The 24511-nt window shown below is 49.4% G+C and carries 19 protein-coding genes; 6 read left to right on the top strand and 13 right to left on the bottom strand.

Annotated elements, in window-relative coordinates; genetic code table 11:
* Nucleotides 1-47: 47 nt before the first annotated feature.
* Complete coding sequence (locus GWC95_RS06620; protein ID WP_161817901.1) at nucleotides 48-2723, bottom strand: valine--tRNA ligase; 2676 nt, start codon at nucleotides 2721-2723, stop codon at nucleotides 48-50.
* A gap of 62 nt (nucleotides 2724-2785) precedes the next feature.
* Entirely contained in the window at nucleotides 2786-3013 is a 228-nt protein-coding gene (locus GWC95_RS06615; protein WP_161817900.1) for a hypothetical protein, read from the bottom strand.
* Between the two features lie 178 nt (nucleotides 3014-3191).
* Between GWC95_RS06615 and GWC95_RS06610 the strand changes: the two genes are divergently transcribed.
* Nucleotides 3192-4514: an exonuclease domain-containing protein gene (locus GWC95_RS06610; RefSeq protein WP_161817899.1), complete on the top strand. Its 1323-nt coding sequence runs from the start codon at nucleotides 3192-3194 to the stop codon at nucleotides 4512-4514.
* 70 nt (nucleotides 4515-4584) lie between these two features.
* On the opposite strand, the gene GWC95_RS06605 is transcribed toward GWC95_RS06610, so the two are convergent.
* A complete protein-coding gene (locus GWC95_RS06605; RefSeq protein ID WP_161817898.1) occupies nucleotides 4585-5589 on the bottom strand; it encodes a hypothetical protein in 1005 nt (334 codons plus the stop codon).
* A 560-nt stretch (nucleotides 5590-6149) separates the two neighbouring features.
* On the opposite strand from GWC95_RS06605, the gene GWC95_RS06600 reads away from it, so the two are divergent.
* On the top strand, nucleotides 6150-8387 hold the full coding sequence (locus tag GWC95_RS06600) for a Tex family protein (RefSeq protein ID WP_161817897.1): 2238 nt from the start codon (nucleotides 6150-6152) through the stop codon (nucleotides 8385-8387).
* A 111-nt stretch (nucleotides 8388-8498) separates the two neighbouring features.
* Here the strand turns inward: GWC95_RS06600 and GWC95_RS06595 are convergent, their stop codons facing one another.
* Entirely contained in the window at nucleotides 8499-10289 is a 1791-nt protein-coding gene (locus tag GWC95_RS06595) for a DUF885 family protein (RefSeq protein ID WP_161817896.1), read from the bottom strand.
* Between the two features lie 113 nt (nucleotides 10290-10402).
* Between GWC95_RS06595 and GWC95_RS06590 the strand changes: the two genes are divergently transcribed.
* Complete coding sequence (locus GWC95_RS06590) at nucleotides 10403-10936, top strand: DsrE family protein (RefSeq protein ID WP_161817895.1); 534 nt, start codon at nucleotides 10403-10405, stop codon at nucleotides 10934-10936.
* 42 nt (nucleotides 10937-10978) lie between these two features.
* Here GWC95_RS06590 and GWC95_RS06585 read toward each other — a convergent pair whose 3' ends face one another.
* Together GWC95_RS06585 and purB are read right to left on the bottom strand one after the other, a co-directional pair.
* On the bottom strand, nucleotides 10979-12091 hold the full coding sequence (locus GWC95_RS06585) for a Gfo/Idh/MocA family protein (protein WP_161817894.1): 1113 nt from the start codon (nucleotides 12089-12091) through the stop codon (nucleotides 10979-10981).
* Nucleotides 12092-12191: 100 nt separating this feature from the next.
* Nucleotides 12192-13538, bottom strand: coding sequence for an adenylosuccinate lyase (gene purB, locus GWC95_RS06580; protein ID WP_161817893.1), 1347 nt, complete (start codon nucleotides 13536-13538; stop codon nucleotides 12192-12194).
* Nucleotides 13539-13698: 160 nt separating this feature from the next.
* Here purB and GWC95_RS06575 point away from each other — a divergent pair, with 160 nt between their 5' ends.
* Both GWC95_RS06575 and GWC95_RS06570 read left to right on the top strand, forming a co-directional pair.
* Nucleotides 13699-14445 carry a menaquinone biosynthetic enzyme MqnA/MqnD family protein gene (locus GWC95_RS06575; RefSeq protein WP_161817892.1) on the top strand — a complete coding sequence of 249 codons (747 nt, stop codon included), beginning with the start codon at nucleotides 13699-13701 and terminating at the stop codon, nucleotides 14443-14445.
* A gap of 40 nt (nucleotides 14446-14485) precedes the next feature.
* Nucleotides 14486-15271 carry a glycosyltransferase gene (locus GWC95_RS06570; RefSeq protein ID WP_161817891.1) on the top strand — a complete coding sequence of 262 codons (786 nt, stop codon included), beginning with the start codon at nucleotides 14486-14488 and terminating at the stop codon, nucleotides 15269-15271.
* Nucleotides 15272-15282: 11 nt separating this feature from the next.
* On the opposite strand, the gene GWC95_RS06565 is transcribed toward GWC95_RS06570, so the two are convergent.
* Nucleotides 15283-16431, bottom strand: coding sequence for a glycosyltransferase family 9 protein (locus GWC95_RS06565; protein WP_161817890.1), 1149 nt, complete (start codon nucleotides 16429-16431; stop codon nucleotides 15283-15285).
* Between the two features lie 123 nt (nucleotides 16432-16554).
* On the opposite strand from GWC95_RS06565, the gene GWC95_RS06560 reads away from it, so the two are divergent.
* Entirely contained in the window at nucleotides 16555-17415 is an 861-nt protein-coding gene (locus GWC95_RS06560; RefSeq protein ID WP_161817889.1) for a class I SAM-dependent methyltransferase, read from the top strand.
* Nucleotides 17416-17424: 9 nt separating this feature from the next.
* Here GWC95_RS06560 and GWC95_RS06555 read toward each other — a convergent pair whose 3' ends face one another.
* The 6 genes from GWC95_RS06555 to GWC95_RS06530 all read right to left on the bottom strand — a co-directional run bounded on the left by GWC95_RS06555 (nucleotide 17425) and on the right by GWC95_RS06530 (nucleotide 24499).
* Entirely contained in the window at nucleotides 17425-18327 is a 903-nt protein-coding gene (locus tag GWC95_RS06555; RefSeq protein ID WP_161817888.1) for an FkbM family methyltransferase, read from the bottom strand.
* Between the two features lie 21 nt (nucleotides 18328-18348).
* A complete protein-coding gene (locus GWC95_RS06550; RefSeq protein WP_161817887.1) occupies nucleotides 18349-19236 on the bottom strand; it encodes a glycosyltransferase family protein in 888 nt (295 codons plus the stop codon).
* A gap of 93 nt (nucleotides 19237-19329) precedes the next feature.
* Entirely contained in the window at nucleotides 19330-19923 is a 594-nt protein-coding gene (locus GWC95_RS06545; protein ID WP_161817886.1) for a class I SAM-dependent methyltransferase, read from the bottom strand.
* 21 nt (nucleotides 19924-19944) lie between these two features.
* Nucleotides 19945-20862 (bottom strand): glycosyltransferase family 2 protein, encoded by a 918-nt coding sequence (locus GWC95_RS06540; protein ID WP_161817885.1) that lies wholly within the window; start codon nucleotides 20860-20862, stop codon nucleotides 19945-19947.
* Nucleotides 20859-21989: a glycosyltransferase family 4 protein gene (locus tag GWC95_RS06535; RefSeq protein WP_161817884.1), complete on the bottom strand. Its 1131-nt coding sequence runs from the start codon at nucleotides 21987-21989 to the stop codon at nucleotides 20859-20861. The genes GWC95_RS06540 and GWC95_RS06535 overlap by 4 nt, the downstream gene beginning before the upstream one ends.
* The gene (locus tag GWC95_RS06530; RefSeq protein ID WP_161817883.1) at nucleotides 21989-24499 is read right to left on the bottom strand and encodes a YfhO family protein; all 2511 of its coding nucleotides are present in this window, start codon (nucleotides 24497-24499) and stop codon (nucleotides 21989-21991) included. Before GWC95_RS06530 ends, GWC95_RS06535 begins: the two co-directional genes overlap by 1 nt.
* Nucleotides 24500-24511: the final 12 nt, after the last annotated feature.

Below are 24511 nucleotides of genomic sequence, written 5' to 3'. Positions count from 1 at the left end.
GCGTGGCTTTGAAAAGCTGCAAACTTTCCAAAAAAAAATTAAAACCGTTAGCCGAGATTCTGCAGGCTCTCTTCAATTGTTTTGATCCTTGCTTCTGCATCAGCCTGCTTCTTTCTTTCCAGCTCAATCACTTCGGGTTTTGCATTCTGTACAAAACGTTCGTTGCCGAGTTTTTTCGCTACGCTTTCGAGGAACCTGCGCTGGTGCTCCAGGTCTTTCAGCAGTTCTGCTTTTAAGGCCGTGGTATCAAGTTGTTTTTCTGTTTCGATGTAGAATTTGTCTTTCTCAACCGCCACCACGATGGTATTGGCGATCGTATGATCTGTATACGAAATGCTTTCCGCATTTACCTGTTTCAAAAGGATGTTTTCGATCGGAACATAATTCTCTTTGGCATGCGGCTGGATATGCAGTTTGATCGCATCTTTCGGCTTTACCTGGTTCTTGTTCCTTGCATCACGAAGCGCAGAGATCACCTGTTTCAGCAGTTCGCCGGCCGCAAGAACCGATGGATCTGCCGGGTCTATGGGTTGCGATTGCTTCACGCAAAGATCATCGTTGTTGTTTCGGAGCAAATGATAGATCTCTTCGGAAATAAAGGGCATGAAGGGATGCAGGATCTCCATCAGTTCCTCGAAATAACCTACGGTCTGGTCGTATACATGGCCATCGATCGGCTGCTCAAAACCGGGTTTGATCCATTCGAGGTACCAGCTGCAGAAATCATCCCATACAAGTGAATAAATGGTTTTGAGCGCCTCGCTTAAGCGGAACTGCTGCATCATTTCATCCACTTCCGCTTTTACCCGGTTGAGGCGGTTGGCGAACCAAGTGATGGCGAAATTATTTTGCGGATCGTGTTGTGCGGATGGTTGGTTTCCCTCTTCCTTACCCGCGGCCGGTTGACGGCTCACGCCGCGCCCTTCCCACATCTTCAGCAGCTTCAGCGCGTTCCAGAGTTTGTTGTTGAAGTTCCTGCCCTGTTCGAGCGATGCTTCGTCAAACAGGATATCGTTCCCGGCAGGTGAGGCGATCATGATGCCGAAGCGTACCGCATCTGCGCCGTATTGATCGATCAGCGCAAGAAGGTCTGGCGAATTGCCCAGGCTCTTGCTCATTTTTCTTCCCTGCTTGTCGCGCACGATCCCCGTGAAATAAACATCCCTGAATGGCTTCACATCCATGTATTCATATCCCGCCATGATCATACGCGCTACCCAGAAGAAAATAATTTCGGGAGCGGTAACAAGCGTGTTGGTGGGGTAATAGTATTTTATTTCTGCATTGCCGGGTTCCGACAATCCCTTGAACACCTCGAAAGGCCAGAGCCAGCTGGAGAACCAGGTGTCGAGGCAATCGTCGTCCTGTTTCAACTCATCGATATGGAGCGAAGGTTGTTGTGCTTTTAATTGTTCAAACGCTTCTTCTTTTGAAGCTGCCACTGCGAAACTTCCATCGGGCGCGTAATAGGCCGGAATGCGGTGCCCCCACCAGAGCTGGCGGCTGATGCACCAGTCTTTGATGTTCTCCATCCAGTGACGGTAGAGATTTTTGAATTTCGCGGGGTGGAAGTTGATCTCTTCATCCATCACAGCGCTCAATGCCGGCGCCGCAAGATCTTTCATGCTTACCCACCATTGCAGGCTTAGCCTTGGTTCCACCACTGCATCGGTTCGTTCGCTGTAGCCAACTTCGCTGGTGTACTCTTCTGTTTTTTCTAAATAACCCTCTTCTTCAAGTTGTACGGCGATCTTCTTTCTTGCCTCGAAACGATCAAGGCCCACATATATTTCTGCGGCAGAATTAAGTGTTCCGTCTTCGTTTAAAATATCAACCACATCGAGACCGTGTTTTTGCCCGAGCTGGTTGTCATTCATATCGTGCGCCGGCGTTACTTTCAATGCACCCGTTCCAAAATCCATCGTTACGTATTCGTCTGTTATGATTGGGATACGCCGGTTGATCAATGGTACCAGTGCAAACTTTCCGTGCAGGTGTTTGTAGCGGTCGTCGGCAGGGTTCACGCAGATCGCCGTATCGCCCATGATGGTTTCGGGCCTTACGGTTGCGATGGTGATGTGCTCCCCGGTATGGGAACCATCTGCATGCACGAGTTTGTATTTTAGATAGTACAGTTTTTGTTTGGTTTCTTTCCTGATCACTTCTTCATCGCTCAGCGCGGTCTTTGCGCGAACGTCCCAGTTGATCATTCTTTTGCCGCGGTAGATCGATCCTTTGTTGTAGAGGTCGATGAAGACTTTGATCACCGATTGGTAATAATCGGGATCCATGGTAAAAGAGGTGCGGTCCCAATCGAGGCTGCAGCCGATCTTCTTTAACTGCTGGAGAATGATGCCGCCGTATTTTTCCTTCCATTCAAATGCATACGCCAAAAACTCATCCCGGCTCAGTGATGATTTTGTGATGCCACGTTCGCGGAGCATGGCCACTACTTTTGCTTCGGTGGCAATGGATGCATGGTCCGTTCCCGGAACCCAGCAGGCATTCTTGCCATGCATTCTTGCACGGCGCACGAGTATATCCTGGATGGTATTGTTAAGACAGTGCCCCATATGAAGCACCCCTGTTACATTGGGTGGTGGAATGACGACCGTATAGGGTTCGCGGCCATCGGGCTTGCTGCTGAAATAATTCTTATCCAGCCAGTGCTGGTACCATTTTGCTTCTACTTCGTTGGGAATGTAATTCTTGCTCAGTTCCATAAGGCTGCGAAATTAGTGAATTAAGGAGCATGGAGCAAGGCGCAGCCAAAGGGGGATAAGGGTTACCAGGTATGGATCAGCTGCATCTGCGGTTCAAAAACCGCAACGGGCGTATTTTCGGAGGCAGCGGGCAAGTAGGTCCGGAAGCTTGCGGGTGCATGCTGCCTGGAAAAGGGGAGGTTGACGCAACATTGCTTTACGGTATAGCCGATCTTTTTTACTGCACGACCGGCGGGACTGCTGCAACCGGCGAGCAGAACGATCACGAGGAAAGAAAATAAGTATTTCATAAGCTATAGATGCGTTACAAAAGTAAAACCCGTGCAGGTTAACCCATGTTAATTATAGCTAACGTTGGTTTATGTTTAAAGTTACAGGCTTACCCCGTTTTTTTTTTAATAACCTGTATGCAGAAACGGTTTATTACACCCAAAATCCCGAATTTGCACGACTAACTTCTTTTGTTTCATGCAGTTTGCGATTGTAGATATTGAGACCACGGGTGGATTTCCTTCACAGCACGGTATTACCGAGATCGGGATCGTGCTGCACAATGGAACGGAGATCGAGGGCAAATATGAAACATTGGTCAACCCCCACCAGCCCATTCCTCCGTTCGTAGTAAACATGACCGGTATTACGGATGCGATGGTGGCCGTAGCGCCTTCGTTTGGGGAGGTGGCGCCCTATATATACAACCTTCTCAAGGGCCGCATCTTTGTGGCCCACAACGTAAATTTTGATTATTCGTTTGTGAAGCACCACCTGCAGGAAGCCGGTTTTCACCTGCACACCCCAAAGCTTTGCACCATCAGGCTCAGCCGGAAGGTATTTCCCGGTTTCCGGAAATATGGCCTTGGCCATTTGTGCCGGGAGCTGGGCATTACCATCGAAAACCGACACCGGGCCTCGGGCGATGCAATGGCCACAACCGAGGTGCTAGATATGGTACTCAGGAACAATGGCGGAATGGTGATCAAGGAAATGCTGAAAAAAGAGAACCGCAGCCAGCTGCTGCCCGCCAACCTCCCGGAAGAATATGTTAAAGACCTGCCCGATTGCCCCGGCGTATACTATTTCCACGATGCGAAAGGGAAGGTGATCTATGTGGGTAAAGCAAAGAATATAAAGAAAAGGGTGGTGAGCCATTTCACAGGGCTGGATATCTCGCAGAAGCGACAGGATTTTCTACGCAGCATTTATTCCATTACACATAGTAAATGTCCCACAGAGTTCATCGCCTGTTTGCTCGAAAGCGTAGAGATCAAACGGTTGTGGCCCATTCACAACAAGAGCCAGAAAAGGTATGAGCAGTTGTGGGGTATTTATATGTTCGAGGACAACCGTGGTTACCACCGCCTGGCGATCGACAAGAAAAGAAAATATTCAACGCCCGTTGCTTCTTTTGCCTTGCTGGTAGATGCGCACCGGACGTTGTGGAAGATGGTGCGGGAGTTTGAGCTCCATCCCGTATTGTGTTTCCTCGACAACACCGGGGCACGCGAATTTCCGGATGTGGCCCTGTACAATGAAAACGTGATGAAGGCGCTGGGGTGGATGGATGCGCAAAAAGAAACTTTTCTCATACGCGACAAGGAAAGCTGTGTACTGGTAGAAGAAGGAAAATTCTACGGTATGGGCAGGCTTTCTCCCGATGCAGATCTTTCCCTCATCGAAAACATCAAGGCGCAGCTAACCGAATACCCCGAAAATGAAGTGATCAGGTCGATGATCAGGAACTACGCGGAAAAGTTCCCGGGAAAAGTGGTGAAGTGGGCGGTCGGGAGTTAGCACTTCAGTTGCGAAGCAGGTAGCGCGTTCCTGCGTGGTTACAACATTCGGCACACCTGCAATAAATCCTCTAGTGTTTAAACAAAAGCTTCACCGCGCCGTTCGAAACCTCGTTCGACGAAAGATTGATCTCGTAACGCTTGTTTTTACAAGTAAGTACGACAAGGGCAGTATTGGGGGGTATACTGCCCAGGTTGTTTGCGTACAATTCTAAAATATGTTCAGCAGACAGGTCGGATACGTCCAGCATCAAGGTTGCAGCCTTTGTGCTGAGGAGCTGTTTATCGATAACTGTTTTTCCATCGAATAGCAATGATGCAATGTCTCCGTCTACCTGCCCGTTGTCGTATAACTCAATCTTTATGTGCGATGTATCGAGCACGATCGTGCGCTGGATCTTCCTTTCACGCGCAATTTCATATTTCACCGTGTGAATGACCCTTTCTTTCGGGCGGGCCACTGCAGAAACGGTATCCCTGTATACTGCGTTGGCAACGGTGTATTCCTGCCTGGGCGCCTGTCCTTCCATATCAAACCTGATGCGAAGCGGGAGGATGTGCATGTCGTTGGTACCGGCATTCCTGCTCAGGCCGCCGCCTTTGAATGATCCGATCCATTCCATACTTGCATTGCTGTTAAGGTGAGGACTGGCAACGCCTGTAATGGTAGAGCCATTTCCGCTTCTTGACACCGATACATCGTAATAAACACTGTCGGGCCTCATAAAAGTGAGATAGCTCTCAGACGTGTCGGGCCTCGACCTGAAATGCGTTACAACCAGCAAAAGTTTGTTGGTACCCGTATCATATTTACCGGAAATAATAAAATTCTGGTCGCCGCCTTCGTGCGGTATAATGGCTTTGGATTTATAACTCGTAATAAGCTTCCCGCTGATGCACCCTTCATTACTAATCGAGAATTCGATCCTTTTCTCGGCGGCCATCTGCCTCATCAATTCTGAAACCGACATGCCCGGCAGGTACTCGCCGGCACCCGTCCACCGGCCCGCAGGCTGCTGGCCATAGCCGTTTGCAAAAAATGACAACAGCAAAAGCGCTGCGAAGATCCTTTTCATAATCAGTTCCCTGGTTTGGTCGGTATAATACTCAGCATTTCCTACACACTGTAGTATTTACACTACAAAGAACGGATATTCGTAGAATTTAGTTTCAAAAACAGATTAAAATCTTATTAACCTTTGTATTTCGCATGGTACAAATGCACTATTTCTCCGGTAGAATGTGTGCTGCAGAGCTGATTTTTTGTAAATATTGGGTAGAAACCGGAGTATAAAGATTTGGGTTACAAGATTATACTACAAGCCTCTGTCCGTGGAATCTGCGCTGCGACTATCACACAAAGCTGGCGCAGATGTTGGCCTATGCCGGTCGGGCATTTAGGGTTACCGGGTTGTTTCCGGGCCTGGGAGCCGGTTGTTGGTGATGGTACTGCCATGAATATAAGCGTCGCAATGTCTCCATTCACGGCACCGTTATCACACAGGTCGGGTTTGGCCTGGAAAGTATCAGCCGGCTAATTGCTGGGCATAAATAAATCGCGGTTATTTCGGCTCCTTCAATAAAGATACCCCTACATTCGCAACCCTGATAAAACAAAAAACAACAGCATCTTTTTATGACGGCATTTGCTCCATTGATCGCATCCAGGATCAACATCAGCACAAAACAGGTTGACGCAGTATTGCAACTCTTCGAAGAAGGTTCCACCGTTCCGTTCATTGCCCGTTACCGGAAGGATATGACGGGCGGTCTCGACGAAGTACAGATCTTGCAGATACAGGACGAGGCAAAATTTCTCAAGGAATTCACCGAGCGCAAGGCATTCATCGAAAAATCCATCACCGAGCAAAACAAGATGACGGAATACCTGCAGGGAAAGATCAATGCCGCCACTACATTGGTTGAACTGGAAGACATTTACCTGCCTTACAAATCCAAACGAAAAACAAAGGCGCAGACCGCCCGCGAAAACGGATTGGAACCGCTTGCGTTGTGCATGCTAGAACAGCGGCAGCAGCTGGACATCACCGAAGAAGCAGGTAAATACATCAACGAAAAGATCCTTACCAAAGAAGACGCACTGCAGGGTGCACGCGATATCATTTCAGAAATGGTGAACGAAGACGTAAACCTTCGCGCCAGGATGCGCAAGCTTTTTGAAGACAAAGCGACGTTGCAAAGCAAGGTGCTCGCCGATAAAGAAGCAGAGGGTATCAAGTACAAGGATTATTTCGATTTCTCGGAACCCATCCATAAGATACCATCGCACAGGATACTCGCCGTGCTGCGCGGTTTCCTGGAAGGCTTTTTGCGGATGGCCATCTCCCCTTCGGAAGAAGAAGCGTTGGAACTGCTGGAGGAAGCCTATGTGAAAGCATTGACCCCATCAACAGAACACGTAAAAAAAGCGGTACGCGATGCCTACAGGCGTTTGATGCAACCTAGCCTCGAAAGCGAATTCAGAACGGCGCTCAAACAAAAAGCCGATGAGGAAGCGATCGCCGTGTTTGCAGAAAACCTCAGGCAACTGCTGCTGAGCTCGCCGCTGGGCAGTAAAAGAATTCTTGCGATCGATCCCGGTTACAGGAGCGGGTGCAAGGTGGTTTGCCTGGATGAGAAAGGCGACCTGAAAAAAACCGACCTCGTTTATGTCCACGAAGCAAACCGCATCTCAGACAGCGAATACAAAATAAGATCGCTGGTAAAAGAATACCATATCGAGGCATTTGCCATCGGCGACGGCACAGCCGGGAGGGAAACGGAGCAGTTCATTAAAAAACTCAACCTCGGGCTTCCTGTTTTTTTGGTGAATGAAGATGGCGCCTCCGTTTACTCCGCATCAGAAACTGCACGTGAAGAGTTCCCGTCCGAAGACGTTACGGTACGCGGTTCGGTAAGCATCGGAAGAAGGCTGATGGACCCGCTTGCGGAACTGGTGAAGATCGATCCCAAAAGCATTGGTGTGGGACAATACCAGCACGATGTAAACGCTTTCCGTTTGAAAGAAAGGCTCGACCAGACGGTGGTAAGCTGTGTGAACAATGTTGGCGTGAACCTGAATACAGCGAGCAAACATTTACTCGGCTACGTGAGCGGTATTGGATCAACGCTCGCTGAAAACATTGTCAAATTCAGGAACGAAAACGGCAAATTCACGAGCCGTGAGCAATTGTTGCAAGTGCCACGTCTTGGCGGGAAAGCCTATGAGCAGTGTGCCGGGTTTTTGCGCATCAAGGAAAGCGCCAACCCGCTGGATGCAAGCGCTGTTCATCCTGAAACCTATCCACTGGTTGAAAAAATTGCTGCGGATGCAGGTGTTGCCGTGAAAGAAATGATCGGCAACGAAGATTTGCTGAAGAAAATTGATGTTAAGAAATATGTGTCCGAACAATTTGGCGAGCTCACCATCAAAGACATCCTCAACGAACTAAAAAAACCAGGACTTGATCCGCGCAGTGAACTGGAGCAGTTCGAGTTTGCCAACATCTATAAAATAGAGGACGTACAGGTAGGAATGGTTGTGCCGGGGTCGGTTACAAACCTCACCCGTTTTGGCGCGTTCATTGATATTGGTGTAAAACAGGATGGCCTGGTGCATGTAAGCGAGATCGCGCACAAATACATCACCGACCCGGGCGAAGTGCTGAAACTCGGGCAGAAAGTAAACGTAAAGATCTTAGAGGTTGATGTGGCCCGCAAACGCATTGCCCTGTCCATCAAACAAACCCAGGAAGCGCCCCCGCGCGAACAACGGAGAGAATTCAAAGGCCGCGATCCAAAACCAAAAAGGGAAGAAGTTGAGATGAGTGTTGACGATGCGCTGAGTTTACTGAAAAAGAAATTCGGCAAATAGAACGGCACCATTGCGCGGTAAACTTTTTAAAAGGAGTTGTTTTATACGCATAAAAAAAGCCTGGTGAATTTTTCACCAGGCTTTTTTACGGCTCAATGGCGCTGCCACAACTTATTTCAGATCGCCATAGAATCTCCAGTTCGAAACAAAATCCCGTTTCAGGGGTTGGTTCAGAACGATCGCCCTTACCATTTCAACAGGCATGGCGTTTTCTTTGAGTATCATGTCGTGGAACTGTTTGTAACTCATTTTGCCTTTGTCAACCACTTCTTTCTTCAGCGCCCAGAATTGGAACGCGCCGGTCATGTAAGCCAGCTGGTAAAGCGGGCCGTAGTTGCCGGTGAAGGAGCGTCTTACTTCGCCTTCAGCGTTTGCCCTTTCGTGGCCAACTTTGTCAACGAGGAAGTCGATACACTGCTGCGGTTTCCAATTGCCGAGGTGGTAGTTGAGCGAGAAGATGATCCTTGCGCAGCGGTGCATTCTCCAGAACAGCATGCCCACGCGGTCCTCTGCCGATCTTGGAAATTTCTGATCGTACAAAACAAATTCCCAGTACAGCGCCCAGCCTTCTGTCCAGAACGGCGTACGGAAATTGCGGTACGATTTGTATCGGTCGTTCATGTACTGTTGCAAACGGTGTCCCGCAATCAGTTCGTGGTGCACGGTTGCCCTTGAGAAGTGGGGGTTGTTGCCACGCATGCTCATGGCGCGTTGTGCAGAATCCATTCCGAAAGTGGGGTAGGCAACGAGCAGTTGCTCGCCCCCCAGGAAGAATGGGCTCACGAGTTGTTGCTGCGCAGACATCATGTTCATTCTCCAGGTTTCTTCGGCCAGTGGCGGAACGGTAACAAGGTCGTTCTTTTTGAGGAAGTCGACCGACTCGTTGTAAAGCCCCATGATCATTTCCGGTTGCCTTCCTTCGGGAACGAAGGTGTTCTTTACTTTTTCGAGCGCTGCTTTCCAGTTGTCGCCAAATCCCATTTCACGCGATGCCTTGAGCATTTCGGCCTCGCACCATGCAAATTCCTTGTTGGCTATTTTGATGAGTTCATCGGGTGTATAAGGGATCATTTCATACTGCAGTTGCCTGATGAGTTCGTCTTTGCCAATCGGGTTGCCTACTATACCGCTGCCATCGTCTTTCTGCAAGGTTGCCTTGTTGCCTTTCTCTTTCAGCTGTGTGGCGTATTTGCCAAGTGCCGCATCCAGCGGTGTGTACACAGCGGGAACGGATTTGGTGAAGGGTGGATCGTATCCATTGTAAAAAGAGTAGTAATTCTTCAGCACGTTGCGCAAGCCGTTCACCGTTGCCTCGGCGCGGATGGCGAGCGGCATATCGATAAGGCTGTTGTCTTGTTTGAGCGCAGCCGATGCGGCATCAAGCTGTTTCTGTATGTTGCTGAGTTTTGAAACAACATCCGGAACGTTCTGTGTAACACCGCGTCTTCTTCCTCTTTCGAGTTCGTAGATCGGGTCTGCGAAAGAAACGTATTTGTAGATCGCATTGTATTCTTTTTCTTCCTGCGCAAACGTGCGGATATCGTTGTTGAGTGCGCGTTTGAAAAGAATAAAATCGACCTGGCTGCTTGTTTTCATTTTTTCAAATGGAAGCGCCTCGAGTTGTGCGAGGTAGTCTACAGCCAGTTTCTTCAGCCTTTCCCTTCTTTCGGGAGAGCCGGTAGAGCTGTTGCCGCCGCCTCCAAACCCGCCACCGCCGCCAAAGCCGTTGCTGTTGCTGAAAGAACGGTTGAGGCTTCCTTTGTCGGCTTCGTAAGTAGCCATCAGCGGTTGTACATCGCTGGTCTGGTAATAAGGATCAGTGATCTTGCCGTTTTGCGCCGCACTGTCTCCCGATGCGAGCACCATGCACAGGAGCGTGCAGCAGAACAGAATTTTTCTCATGTCAGTTGTTTGTGATTGTTTGCATGAATGTAAGGAAAATGTGGATGCTGAACGTTTTGCCCCAAGCGTTCAAATAACCTATCTTGGGCAGATAAAATAAACAAATCATTCATATGAAACGGATCGCGATATGGATCGGCCTCTGCCTGGTTGTGGTAACCGCCGGTGCGCAAAACAAGGTAAACCCCCTGGTCAAACATTTTGGCAACATTACCGAAGTGCCTTTCTCTGTAGAAAACCCGGATCCCAAACTCGATTATAAGATCGTAGTGGAGGTGAACAGCGACAATCCCAAACCCGAAACCGTTCACGAGTTCTTCGACAAAGTGGCTGCCGTTGTAAACCTGCACGCGCTCGGTGGCGTTCCTGCGAGCAAGCTGCACGTGGTAATGGTGATACACGGCCCGGCGGCAAATTTTGTATTGAATGATGAAGCCTATAAAACGAAGTACAACACCGCCAACCCCAATATTCCTCTTTTCAAGGAGTTGACAGATGCAGGGGTGAAGATCTTTGTTTGCGGACAGTCGTTGAACAAACGCAACATCGCCAAAGAGAACGTAGCAGGCGATGTGAAAGTTGCGCTGTCGGCGATTACTACCTTAACAACCTACCAGTTGAAAGGGTACGCGATGCTCAAATACTAGCGATTGCTTTTCTGTACATCTTTTTGCCCGGGAGCAATTGTCTCAGGCATGGAGTGAAACTTTTTTACCACTCCTTGCCGCTTCATAGATCGCCATCAGGATCCGCATGTCTTTCAATCCCTCCTCACCATTGATGTGCGCGGGAAATTTTCCTGTTGCAGTAAATTCTTTGCAGATCCCATTCAGCATGGCCGTCTGGTGGTGTACAATGGGCAGGTTCAATTCGCCTTCCTGTGTTCTTCCTTTCAGCGGGCCATAACCATAGGCCGGCCCAAGCTGGAGCCAGCCCCTGCTTGCAGAAACATAAAGCTGTTCGATATTCGATTTGTAGGAAGTAAATCCATTCACCATTGCATTATTCGGGAATTGCATTTGCCACGAAACGGATTCTTCAACGGTTGCAAAACGTTCTTTGTCTGTAACCGGTCCAAACTGTGCCGTAACCCAAAGCGGTTCTTCCCCGGTAACGTACCGCGAGGCCTGTACGCAGTAAATGCCAACATCCATCAAGGGGCCACCCCCGGCAAGCGCGTGTTTCAACCGCCACTGCGTTGGGTCGCCGATGGAGAAGCCAAAATTGGTCTGGAGAAAACGCACATCACCAAAGACCTTTTGCTGTCCGATGCGTTTTGCTTCGAGATTGAAAGGCTCGAAGTGTAAGCGGTAACCGATGCCGAGCTGCACATTTGCTTTTTTGCACGCAGCCACCATTTCTTCCGCTTCTTTTACCGAAACCGACATCGGCTTTTCGCACATCACATGCTTTCCCGCTTTTGCGGCGCGCAGCACATACTCATGGTGCATGGAATTGGGGAGCACAACATACACGATGTCGATCTCCTTGTTGTTCGCGATCTCGTCAAAATTCTGGTAGTTGTAGATGTTTTTTTGCGGGATATTGTATTTCCTGCTCCATTCCGCTGCTTTGGCGGGCGTTCCGGTAACGATGCCTGCAAGGTAACAGTCGTCCGTTTTTTCCAGCGCAACAGCCAACTGGTTCTTTGCATAGCTGCCGAGGCCCACCAGCGCGATGCCCAGTTTCCGGCCCGTATTTGTTTGCCTGGCAAGCGCCGGGAACGCCGATACCGTGGCTGCTGTTCCGATTCCGATTCCCAAAGTGTGCAGGAACTTCCTGCGTGATGCCTGATGGATCATGTTGTATGAGTTGATGCTCTTAAATTACAACCGGAAGTCCGGAAAAGCAATAAAAAAGGGACGCAATCGCTTCCCTTTTTAAAATCATCACCGCAGGTGATCAAAAAACAGGGTTCACACCCACGTAATTCGACGGCGTTATGGCTTTGAGTTCTTTTTTAACGGCGGGACTTACTTTCAGTTTGGCAATGAAATCCTGCATCGCCTTCCTGTCTATTTTATGGTTGCCGCGGGTGAGGTCCTTCAACGCTTCGTAAGGATTGGGATAGTTTTCGCGGCGAAGGATCGTTTGTATCGCTTCGGCCACCACGGCCCAGTTGTTTTCGAGATCGGCTTTCAGTTTTTCTTCGTTGAGAACGAGTTTGCCGAGGCCTTTCTCCAGCGACCTCAATGCGATAGCCACATGCGCAACAGGAACGCCAATGTTTCTCAATACTGTAGAATCGGTAAGGTCGCGCTGCAACCGGCTCACGGGCAGTTTCGCCGAAAGATGCTCCAGCAAAGCGTTTGCCATGCCCAGGTTCCCTTCTGCATTTTCAAAATCGATGGGGTTTACTTTGTGCGGCATGGCCGACGAGCCCACTTCGCCCTTCTTTGTCTTTTGTTTGAAATAATCCATGCTGATATACGTCCATATATCACGGCACAGATCGATCAGGATGTTGTTGATGCGTTTGATGGCGTCAAAATGCGCCGCAAGGCTGTCGTAATGCTCTATCTGCGTGGTAAACTGCATGCGTTGCAAACCCAGCACATCTTCTACAAAACGGTTGCCCAGCGCAACCCAGTTCTTTTTAGGGAAAGCAACCTGGTGCGCGTTGAAATTACCGGTGGCGCCTCCGAATTTTGCTGCGTACGGAACGCTTGCAAACAGTTCTACCTGGTTGTTGAGGCGTTCAACAAACACCATGATCTCTTTTCCCAGTATCGTTGGAGAAGCAGGCTGGCCGTGTGTTCTGGCGAGAAGCGGTATGTTTTTCCATTGGGCAGCTAGCTGGTACAGGTGATTCTGGAGGTTGATCACGGCCGGGAGGTATTCGTGTTCCATGCAATGCTTCCAGCTGAGCGGGATGGCGGTGTTGTTGATGTCCTGCGAAGTGAGCCCAAAGTGGATCCACTCTTTCAGCTGGCCGATACCGGCCTTGTCGAGCTGCTCTTTCAGAAAATATTCCACCGCTTTTACATCGTGATTGGTAATGGATTCGATCTGTTTGATCTGGAGCGCATCTTCCGGGCTAAACTCATCCAGCACTTTTCTCAGCGCGGCCCTCGCTTTAACGGGCAGCTTGAAAAATTTCTGGTCTGCCAGAAAGAAAAAATATTCGATCTCCACCAATACACGGTACTTGATCAATCCGTATTCAGAAAAGTATTCATCGAGATGTTCAGATTGTTTGCGGTACCGGCCGTCGATGGGAGAGACGGCAGTGAGTTGGGTGAGTTCCATAGAGAATTTTTAATTAGGAATTAGTAATTAGTAATTAATAATTGACCAGGCGAACGATCAATTATCGCAAACTGAATCGGGAAGGGTAATTACTAATTATTAATTCCTAATTCGTAATTATAACGCTCTCCCGTGTACTTTTGCTGCAAATTTAGACGAATTGAACAAGAGAATACGAGTTGGGGCCGTAAGTTATTTGAATACAAAGCCATTATTATACGGGATAAAGCGTTCGGGGCTGATGGAAAGGATAGACCTGGTGGAAGAATACCCCGCCCGGATCGCCGCTATGCTGGTGAACGACGAGATAGATGTGGGTCTTGTGCCCGTTGCCGTCATCCCGTTGCTGAAGGAGGCGCATATCATTACGGATTACTGCATCGGAACGGAAGGGGAAGTGGCGTCTGTAGCGCTTTTTAGTGAAGTGCCGGTGGAACAGGTAGAGACGGTGCTGCTCGATTACCAGAGCCGCAGTTCGGTTAACCTGGCTAAAATCCTGCTCCGCGAATACTGGAAAAAAGAGGTGGAACTGGTTGATGCGAAAGAAGATTTCCGTTCAATGATCAAAGGCAAAACAGCGGGTATCGTGATCGGCGACAGGGCGCTGGAACAAAAAACAATATCTCCTTTCGTATACGATCTTGGTACAGCCTGGAAAGCGCATACCGGGCTGCCGTTTGTATTTGCGGCATGGGTGGCCAATAAAGAACTCGGCGCCGATTTTGAAGACGCCTTCAACCGCGCCAATGCGTTCGGGGTTTCGCATATTGCAGAGGTAGTGGCGGAAAACCCATATCCTGTTTACGATCTTACTGAATATTATACAGAGAACATCAGTTACCGGTTAACAGGAGACAAACGCCGGGCGCTGGCCTTGTTTCTGGAAAAAATAATGGCGAATGGCTGAAGCGATCGCATAAGGCATATTTCGTAGTATTGTATCCACCATGAGCACGCTCACCGTTATTACCATCTGTTTCAATAACCCCGCCGATGTTGAGCGCACCTGTGCATCCGTTGATGCGCAGACACGCAAGCCGGATGAACACTGGATCATCAACGGGTCTACAAAACACGACATCGCCGCCTGGCTCGAAAAAACGCCCCAGCCGCCTTACCGCAAATGGATCTCGGAAAAAGACAACGGGATCTACGACGCATTCAACAAGGGCCTCCGCAAAGCAGGCGGGGAGGTGATACATATACTCAATTCCGGCGACCGCTACGCGGCGGATGACGTGATCGCTGCGGTGATGGAAGTGTTCGAAAAAAACAAGGACATCCAATGGCTCAGCGGGAAGATCCGGATCATACGCGGAGGCATACCGGTGGTGATCGGTAAACCCTTCGACCCAGCCAAATTGTACCGCGGTATGCGCAGCGTATCGCACCCAACCTGGTTTGTAAAAAAAGAAGTGTACGACAGGGCAGGGGATTACAAAGAATATAAGATCGCAGGGGATTATGATATGATGTGCCGCATCAGCAACGAGCCCTACGTTTTTCTTGACAAAGTGATCGCGGTATTTGATGATACGGGCGTGAGCTCAACAGGTGCGGGCTATCTTCAATCGCTCGACGAAAACAAAAAAGTGTACCTATCGCATTTCGGATCCTCTCTCAAACTGGATCTCTGGCAATTGCGGCTTAAAACACTGCATTATCTTTTGCGCACAGGGGCAGGGAAGTGGTTGTTCAGGCTGAAGAAAAAGTTGGGTCTGGAGAATATGTAGGGGTTCTGCAGCTACCGCGACGGGTTCATCCATTCATCAATCGCAAGTATCACTTTCTCCGCGGGAACAGACGCGTAAGGCACATCCACTACAAATTCATATTTTTCTTTTGCCACCGCACTGTTTTTCAGTTCTGCTTCTACGGCATCAGGATAGATGGCGTAAAAATTTTCTGCCACTTCTTTCGGGTATGGCGCGAACCGCTTGTATTGCGATCCGTTGAAAATGCCGAATACCGGGCAACCCGCAGCTGCGGCCAGGTGCACGGAACCTGTGTCTACCGATAGCAAACACTGCGCCTCCGAAAACAAAGCCACCATTTCGGGCAACGATGTTTTTCCCATCAGGTTCACCGTTTTGTTCCTGTATTGCCGGCAGAAGGAATCGATGTAAGGCGCGTCGTTGCCGGTTCCGCATACAACCGCGGTGGCGCCGGTGGTTTCAAAAAGATAGTTGCTCACCAATACAAAATTTTCTGTGGGCCAGATCCGTTTTGCACTCCTCGATCCGGGAAATACAACAAAGAACTGCGTTGGTTTTTGGATCGGCGAAGCCGGCAACAAAGCCCGGTCAATTTTCGTACCTATTCGCCCGAGTTTGCCTTGCACAAGGAATTCTGTAAAAAGTTTGTTCCTGTAAAATTCAAAAACCGGTTTTTCAGGATGATCAAAAAGCCTTGTATACAGGTCCCGGTCGTATCCCTGCTCATATTCCGCCACCGTTTCAAGATTGGCGCGCATCCCGATCGTTTCTGCGCCAGCTGCGGCTTTTACGATGGCATCATCATAGCGCTTGTCGCGCGAGAACGTGGGATTGATCACCACTTCAAATCCCTGCCTGTAAATGTTCCGCAGGAACGTAAAGCGGTAAAGCATTTCTTTTTTGAAACGCGTTTTATCGATCCAATGGGTTTGCTTTACGAATTGCGCGTCGAACGTATGGAACAGGGATTTTGTGCTTTGGTTGCCGCAGAAATGAATTTCATATCCTTTGAATGGAGCGGAAGTTGCAATGTCTTCGATGAACATGTGCCACAGCATAAAATCGCCGATCTCATCTACCCGTACGATCAGCAACTTTTTTACCGCGGCCTTCTGCCGCGGGCCTTTTGCTGCCAGCCACCCGATGCAGTCGTATACAATGCCTTTTAGTCTGTTCATGTTCGGTTGTTGCCCATTTTGCCGTATTAAAGGTAAGGCGCGGCCCTCATCCGCGCTCTTTAATTATTGGGCTTTTGTATCTATATTTGGCCTCTTTTCTGATCGCTTCAAAAGTACAATTCCATGGGATATTTCAGCCGGTTGAAGAACAAACTGTATACAAAACTGCGCCGCACGCTTTACCTCGAACAGATGGATACAAAACTGTTCCAGCTTCATACGCTCGAAGTGCAGAATTACCTGCAACGCAACCTGTTTGAGAACCCGAGGTACAGGCAGAACGACCGAATGCCCATCTATGAAAAACAGGTATTCTCGCAGTTTGGTGAGGATGGGATTCTGAAAGAGATCTTCGACCGCATCGGCACCACCAATAAATATTTTGTTGAGTTTGGCGTGGAAACAGGGATCGAAACAAATACCACTTACCTGTTGCACAAAGACTGGAAAGGTTTGTGGATCGACGGGAGCCCTGACTATACTGCCACCATCAACCGTCTCTTTTCAAAAGCGGTTGCTGCAAAACGGTTAACGGTTCTTACCAGTTTCATTACTGCAGAAAACATTGAGTCGCTTTTTGCGCAGGGCGGTGTGCCCGCGGAGTTTGATCTTTTATCGATCGATATTGACCGCAACGATTATTATATCTGGAAAGCGATCACCCACTACAAACCGCGCGTGGTTATCATCGAATACAATTCCATCTTCTTGCCCGGCGACCATTTTGTTGTGGACTATGATGCCAATGCCATGTGGGATAAGACCAGCAATTTCGGCGCAAGCCTTACCGCCCTCGAAAAACTGGGTGAAGAAAAAGGGTATAAGCTTGTAGGCAGTTCGTTTGCGGGCTTGAATGCATTCTTTGTAAGGGAGGACATCGTTGCCGGAAAATTCACCGGCCCATTCACTGCCGAGAACCATTACGAAGAGCCGAGGTATTTCCTTTACACAAAGAACGGGCACCCCAGGAGTGTGAGCCTTTAAGCAGGGATTCTATGCAGGCCGTACGGTTTTGGTGAATGCATCCTGCAGTTCGCCGTCGTTCTCGTGAAACAAACAAACATCGTAATAGCCTACCTGGCTCACGCCGTCTTCTGTATAGTTGTGCAGTTCGCCGATCAATGAATGGTTGTGGATGGGAGCTGTGAGCATATAGCGGCCGTAATTATCGAAATACATAACGGACCTGTAGCCGTATTGCTCAAGTGAGAGGAGGGTTGACATACCATCTTCGTTGATGGCATTCATGTTTGTTTTGTTGTATTCAAAAAAGACAACCGGTTTCTGCGTTTGCAGCAGGGCCGTTGCACCCCTTAAAATGATCGTATCGAAACCTTCACAATCCACTTTCAACACCTTGATCTCGCGGGTTGATAGTTTTTGCTGTTCGAGCAATTCATCCAGCGTAAGCAAGGTCAACTCCTGTCCTTTGCCTTCCGAAGGAATGAGCGTTGTGTTCCACCCGCTTTTTTCAAGCTCAACATGCATGGTCTGTTTTTTCTCACCCAGGAATTGTTTGAGGATGGTGAGGTTTTGAAATTGGCCCGCATTTCTTTCCAGGAACTTATAAGAAACCGGGTCGCCCTCGATGCCGATCACCGGCACTTCAATAGCAGTCTTGATCACGGCAATGGTATCACCCACATTTGCGCCGATATCGATCACGGTAAGGCCCGGGTATTTTTTTGAAACGCAAAGTGCTAAAATGCCCAGCAGGTTGTTTGCATCGGGCCTGTATTTGTAAGTGCTGATCTGTACGTTGTTGCCGGGCATATCGATCAGGTAGTTACCCACTTTCACCTTGCTTATTTTGTGGGCCTTGCTGTCGTCGTGCACATTTACCTTCACAAGATCATAGCCTACCTTGTTTAATAAATTGCGGATCAGTTTTCTCATGGTCGTGGTTTTGTGTTGAATTTATTTATCCAGCAGTTCGCCCAGCATTTTTTCAAATTGCGGCTGGTAGCAGAACTCATGCGCGCCGGGGCCCTCGGCAATTACATTCGGGCATTGGTAATACACTTCCAGCAAACGGTTTGCCTTCAGCGCTTCTGCCAATGCAAAAGGAAAGGATTGGTTGCCGATGAACAGCCTGCTCCCTGCGATCACCGCTGCCAGTTCGTGAAAATCGTTCACACTTTTGTATTCCATATGCGGAACATGCGGGCGCATGTCTTCAAACTCGTCGGGCAAACCCACAAACACAACGCGCGGGTACTTCTGCAGGATGCTGTAATCGATGCCGGGCGTACGGTAACGGCTGCTGCGCGCCAGTACCACCGCATCGTTGAAGGAGGCATCCGGTGTTACCTGCAGCCAGGGTTGATCAAGCGGGAAGGAAACGCCAAACGTAAAAAGAAAATAACGTGTGATGCTGCTCATCCGGTAATCAAAAGGGAAGGCCTTGAACATGGAGAGGTCGTAATGCACCTTCTCATTGCCCAGCGCCGCAAACGTGTTGATACCCGGCTGTTTTGAAAGAAGCGGTGCAAAAAGTTTCACGCTTTTTTCGGTGAGCATCACGTTGCCGTTGGGATGGCGCATTTTTTTGGTGAACTCGGTGGCGGGCTGGTTGAGCCGCAGGTAGAGATTGATCTTCCGTCCTTTTGCGAGCGCATACATGGCAGGCATCGCGTAGATCACATCGCCCGTATGGCCGCTGTGCGAAAAATTTACCTCGTCGCCCTCTATCTCGGGGTGCAACAGGTCGGGCACATGCCGCAATGCATTTACAAAACGGGATTCTTTCTGGGCCACATCAAATTCCGTTTTCCATGCCATCAATATCTTTCGTAGTCTTCCCAAAGGGCATTGTTTGGCGCGAAAATACGGGAAAAAGGGTTGCCACAGGTTGCACGGATGGACACAGACAGACACAGACCGGCTTGGGCAGGCCGGTTATGCGCTTTTCCTGATCTTCAGAACGATCACCACGTTGTAATCGATCTCGCAGTTGCTCTGGAAAAGTATGTCGTAAGAAATGCCTTCGAGCTCATTGATCTTTTTCATCATGAAATCGTAGCCCATATCTGCGTGAATGTGGTAGGGGTTCATCGGTATGCCGGCCGCATCGCACATCGCTTTGTATTTGGGTTGATCGGGGAACACAAGGATGAGGTTGCCGCCGTTTTTGAGGATGCGGATGAATTTGCGCAGGGCGTCTTTGGTGTCTACAAAATCTTCGATCAGGTGACTGGTATACACGTAATCGTATGTGTTGTCTGCCACAGGGATCTCATTGTTGATCACGTCAACACCGATGTCTACCTTATCGGTACCCGTTTTGGTATAAGGCTGGGGGAAATCGATCCCTTCGCAATCCGTTTTTTTGATCTTGTCCCCGCCAAAACCTACGTCGCATCCATGTCCCTCGCAATACGGAAGCACCCAGTTGCGCACTTTCGAGGTTTCTGAACGCGATTGAAAGGTGATCCCGAACCAGCGGCTCAGTGTTCCTTTTACTTTTCTTTCAAATTTTGACGGGAAGCTCATATTTCTTTGGCTTTGTTTTGATCAATGGTTCAGCAAACCTTTCAGCGCATCTATCCTGAAGCGGATCACCGGCATGGCGCGCTGTGGTTTGCCCTGCAATGTATATTTTATTCCAAGTACAACCGATGCGCCGAGTTTAAAAATGTATTCGACGATCTTTTTAAAAAACGCCCATCCGCCTTTTTGTTTCATCCGTACGCGCTCGCCCCTGCCGATGCCGCTGGCCACGCGGTACATATACTCGCGTGTTAGCTTGGCGGTTTCTACCACGTGCTGTACGCGTATGGCGGGATCGTAATAAACGGTGCGCCCCAATTGTTTCAGCCGCAGGAAAAAATCCTTTCCTTCACCGCCGATGCGTAAGGTGCCTACCACGCCGGGGAGGGCCGCATTGAAACCGTTGATCGCATCGAAATCTTTTTTGCGTATGATCATGTTCGATTCGAGCGGGTATTTGGTGGGAGCGAACTCGCTTACTTCATCGCTGTAATGAAAATGACCAACCAGCGATGACACGTAATGGCTCATCCATACGGGTTCCGACGGGATGTATTTCGGTATGATCCTCCCGCCCAGGCCTCCGGCATCGGGATGCGTTTCAAAAAAAGTCACAATGCGTTCGAGGTAATCCGGATCCGCTACGGCATCATCATCCATAAAGCAAAGCAAGGGCGACCTGGCAGCGGCTGCGCCTGTATTCCTTGCAAAAGAAGCGCCCTGCCTGGGTTCGTTGAAATAATAAAACTGTGCATCGCTGTGTGTGGCTATAAACGATTCGCAGACCTGTTGCGTGCCGTCGGTTGAATTGTTGTTGACTACGATCACCTCAAAATGTTCATGCGGCAGCGTTTGCCCGTACAGGCTATCCATGGCGTCTTTGATATACGCAGCACGGTTATAGGTACAGATCACCACAGATATTTTCAGCGCGTTGGTCATAAGGTTTGCAAAGATAACAGCGCTTTTTGTACAATGGCGTCCCAGCTGAACATTTGGTAAAATGCGGGCAGCGTGTCTGCCTGCACCACCATCATGCTTTTCACGCGCATGCTGTTGGCAAACGCGGGCCAGTCGTAATCGGGCACCACCACGAGATTGGGGCCAGCCGTTTCAACCGGGATCCCTTTTGCGCCGCTTTCTGTAGAGATACAGGGCTGGTTGTAGGCAAGCGACTCCACAAGTTTGGTTTTGATGCCACTACCCAGGGTAACGGGATTGATCATGCAGTCGGTTCCTTTGCAGTACATGCCGATGTCGTTCACAAAGCCTTTGTAAATGATCTCCGGGTAACCGGCGAGCACACGCTGCCATTTACCGCTGAGCTTGTTTCCGCAAACAAATATGCGGAAGGGGAAGCGCATCGCCTGAAGCAGCCCAAGCAGTTCTGTAACAATGATGCGCAGTGCATCTGTATTTGGTAAATAATCGAGTGTGCCGTTGAAGAGGAACAACCGTGTATCGTTCCGCAGGTGGTGTTCTGCAATGAGCTGGTTGCGGAAACCCAGCCGCTCGTTTTGTGCGATGGCTTCACTGATGGTTGTTCCGCAGGTAACAACGGACGACCTGCCTGCCTCCAATTCGTAATGCCCGATGGCCCATTGCCGGTCTTCCTCCGTGATGAAAAAAGAATGATCCGCCTTGCGGTGCGCCCATTTTTCATACACCATGTACACGCGCCACAAACTTTTGTGCATATCGCGGAAACGGTGCGCTTCTATATTGTGTGAATGGATAACGAAAGGCTTTTTCGTAAGCCACCGCAATACAACGCCCAGCCAGCCCAGGTAGGAGTGGTCGATGCAGACCACATCAATGTTTTCCTGTTTGATGAGTTTACGCAGGCGGAACACGCGCAGCAGGTTGGCAAAACCCCAGCGGTGGTGGTATAATATCGGGTGAATGTTCTTTACCGTTTCATCAACGGCCGTATTGTCTTTTGAAACCGCGAGCACAACTTTTGTGTACCTGGCGAGGTGCGCATAAAATTGGCTTGCGCACTTCTGTCCGCCCATCTGCGCAGGAAATACTTTGTATGATATGATACCCAGTACAGATGGTTTCTCCATTAAGCCGTTTCGTTTGGTTTACGGAAGCTTGCGATCAGGGCGCCGATGAGCAATAACCAGATGACCACGGAAGCGCCGATGCCTGCCCGGTTGCTGTTGATGAATGATTTGGGTTTGAACTCAAACACGATCGAATGGTTACCGGCAGGAACCTGTAACCCGCGCAATACATAATTGGTGCGAACGATCGGCGCCTCTTTGCCATCGATCTTCGCGATCCAGCCCGCATCGTAATAGATCTCGCTGAATACAGCGAACTCTGTATTTTTTGAAGACGACTGGTAAGCGACCACATCATTGTCGTTGAACAGCATTTTGATGAACGCCGTGCTGTCGCGCTGTGCGCTTGCTGTTAAGTTCCCTTTCACCGCTTCGTCCAGCACCGCTGTGTCTTTCGGGTTGAAGCTGGTAAGCGCCGCCATAACCGCAGCTGGCCCTTTTTTGAAGTCGAGCGCTTTTACAAACCATACGGGTCCCAGCGCTTCCGGGTTTACCTGTGCCTGCAGTCCCTGGTTGTTCTGCTGTTGCGATGTGATCACGTATTTCACGTTGAGCATATCGATCACAGGCAAACAGTTCGGGAAGTTGTAGAGTTGTTTTTCGATGAGGTCCTGGTAAATGCTGAGTTTGGCCGGGTGGTACCCACCGATCGAATGGTGGAAATAGGAGGTAACCGGCCCGCCGTTGAACGCCTCTCTCACGCCATAAGAAACATCGAACACGCGGTAATATCCTGTGTCTGCCATGATCTGCTGGTCGGCAGGCGTTGGCCTGAATGTGTTTTCCGTATCTGTTTTATCAACAAAATGATCAGCATTGAGGTACTTGGTATCTATCGTGATCACATCGATAAATGCGAATACGCCAACAAGGATCGTTGCAACCAGTGCATTCATTTTTCCTTTCACATACGCCCATATCGCGCCTGCTGCGATCACAACAAACAACAGCGAACGCAGGATGTCGCCCATGAACAGGCCTTTGCGGTCTTCCTTCATTCCATTGATGAAACTGCGGATCGGTGTTTCTATTGCGGAACGTTGTTGCGCGTCCTGGATCTCTGATACGGTTTTGAGTACGTTCCTGTCCGCATCGGCCGTAAAATCTGAAGTGGCATAAACAAGCAGTGCAACCACAAATGCCCCGCCCACGAAGAGCATTCCTTTTTTCAGGCGTTGGAAGAGGATGTCTTTGTTATCGTATTTCAGGATGGTATCCAATGTCATGATGGCCATCATGGGCAGCAAGAGCGTAGGAACAACGATGATCATGCTTGGCGCCCTGAATTTGCTGTACATCGGGAGTATGTCGAGCATAAGCCGGCTGAAGCCATCGAAGTATTTACCCCAGCTCAGGATGATGGTGAATATGCATGCGGCGAGGATCCACCATTTGTATTTTCCATCGAGCAATACAAAACCAAGCAATGCGAGGAAACAGATGATCGCACCAACATAGGGCGGGCCGGCTGTGCCCACGCCATCGATACCGCCCCAATAGAAACGCGCCAGCCCAGCCTGTTGCACCTGGGAGGCCAGCTGCTGCGGCATCTGTTGCAGCGCCTCGATGGCTTTTGATTTCTCCTGTTCTACCTCAAAGTTAAAACTGCTTCCGCCATACATGCGCGGGAACATCATTACCAGTGGCTCTGTTTTGTATAAACTGTAACTGAGTGCGTAATCCTGGCTCAACCCTGTTTTGGTGAAGGAGGCTCCTTTGTCGTCTGCCAGTTCGCTTCCGCCACGGATCGTTCTTTTGGAATATTCGTAGGTGCTGAACAACGACACGGCATTGACCAGTATGCCAAGCAATGCAGCTATCACTGCAAAAGCTGCGGCCTTGGTAAGGTGTTTGAAGTCTTTTGCCCTGATCCATTGGATGCCCATGCCCACGCTCATGAATACGGCAATGAGCACGGCGTAATAAGTGATCTGCAGGTGGTTCGCTGAAACAAGCAAACCCGTGAACAGCGCTGTTAAGGCCGTTCCCCATAAATATCGTTTGTTATAGATGAGCAATAAGGAAGCGATGAAAGCAGGCAGGTAGGCAATGGCCTGCATCTTTGTGTCGTGGCCGGCAGAAATGATCACCGGGTTATAAGTTGCATATGCGTAAGCCAATGCGCCGAATAAACCCACATAAGGGTTGGTTTTAAGCACCTGGCTCAGGAAATAAAAACACACGCAGGCGAGGAAAAAGAAACTCACCGGTTTGGGCAGGTTCAATGAAAGTACATTTCCGACTACAACAATGGAAACGGGGTTGGTGCCCACGCTGGTGATCTGGAATGCGGGCATGCCGCTGAACAATCCATTCGACCACAAGGGAAACGCTCCGTGCTTCTCACGGTATTCAAAAGAATTTTGCGCCATGGCTTTCCAGCTGGCTACGTCCGACTGGTTCATCACTTTGCCGTCGAGCACGGGTTTGCAGTAAACCAGGGCAACCACCATAAAAACCACCACGGCGATGGCGTGTGGCAGCAATTTTTTCCATTGAAAATTTTTCATCGTTTCCGGGTT

The organism is Sediminibacterium roseum, from assembly GCF_009939005.1.
In the GTDB taxonomy this organism is placed as follows: Bacteria; Bacteroidota; Bacteroidia; order Chitinophagales; family Chitinophagaceae; genus Sediminibacterium; species Sediminibacterium roseum.
The sequence above is the reverse complement of the archived record's forward strand: the minus strand, read 5'-3'. Positions and strand labels throughout refer to the sequence as shown.

Coding starts and splice junctions, on each gene's coding strand:
- GWC95_RS06535 (WP_161817884.1), bottom strand. CDS start 21,989: ATGGAGAAACCATCTGTACTGGGTATCATATCATACAAAGTATTTCCT.
- GWC95_RS06545 (WP_161817886.1), bottom strand. CDS start 19,923: ATGAGCTTCCCGTCAAAATTTGAAAGAAAAGTAAAAGGAACACTGAGC.
- GWC95_RS06530 (WP_161817883.1), bottom strand. CDS start 24,499: ATGAAAAATTTTCAATGGAAAAAATTGCTGCCACACGCCATCGCCGTG.
- GWC95_RS06590 (WP_161817895.1), top strand. CDS start 10,403: ATGAAACGGATCGCGATATGGATCGGCCTCTGCCTGGTTGTGGTAACC.
- GWC95_RS06620 (WP_161817901.1), bottom strand. CDS start 2,723: ATGGAACTGAGCAAGAATTACATTCCCAACGAAGTAGAAGCAAAATGG.
- GWC95_RS06555 (WP_161817888.1), bottom strand. CDS start 18,327: ATGAGAAAACTGATCCGCAATTTATTAAACAAGGTAGGCTATGATCTT.
- GWC95_RS06595 (WP_161817896.1), bottom strand. CDS start 10,289: ATGAGAAAAATTCTGTTCTGCTGCACGCTCCTGTGCATGGTGCTCGCA.
- GWC95_RS06565 (WP_161817890.1), bottom strand. CDS start 16,431: ATGAACAGACTAAAAGGCATTGTATACGACTGCATCGGGTGGCTGGCA.
- GWC95_RS06540 (WP_161817885.1), bottom strand. CDS start 20,862: ATGACCAACGCGCTGAAAATATCTGTGGTGATCTGTACCTATAACCGT.
- GWC95_RS06570 (WP_161817891.1), top strand. CDS start 14,486: ATGAGCACGCTCACCGTTATTACCATCTGTTTCAATAACCCCGCCGAT.
- purB (WP_161817893.1), bottom strand. CDS start 13,538: ATGGAACTCACCCAACTCACTGCCGTCTCTCCCATCGACGGCCGGTAC.
- GWC95_RS06610 (WP_161817899.1), top strand. CDS start 3,192: ATGCAGTTTGCGATTGTAGATATTGAGACCACGGGTGGATTTCCTTCA.
- GWC95_RS06605 (WP_161817898.1), bottom strand. CDS start 5,589: ATGAAAAGGATCTTCGCAGCGCTTTTGCTGTTGTCATTTTTTGCAAAC.
- GWC95_RS06585 (WP_161817894.1), bottom strand. CDS start 12,091: ATGATCCATCAGGCATCACGCAGGAAGTTCCTGCACACTTTGGGAATC.
- GWC95_RS06600 (WP_161817897.1), top strand. CDS start 6,150: ATGACGGCATTTGCTCCATTGATCGCATCCAGGATCAACATCAGCACA.
- GWC95_RS06615 (WP_161817900.1), bottom strand. CDS start 3,013: ATGAAATACTTATTTTCTTTCCTCGTGATCGTTCTGCTCGCCGGTTGC.
- GWC95_RS06560 (WP_161817889.1), top strand. CDS start 16,555: ATGGGATATTTCAGCCGGTTGAAGAACAAACTGTATACAAAACTGCGC.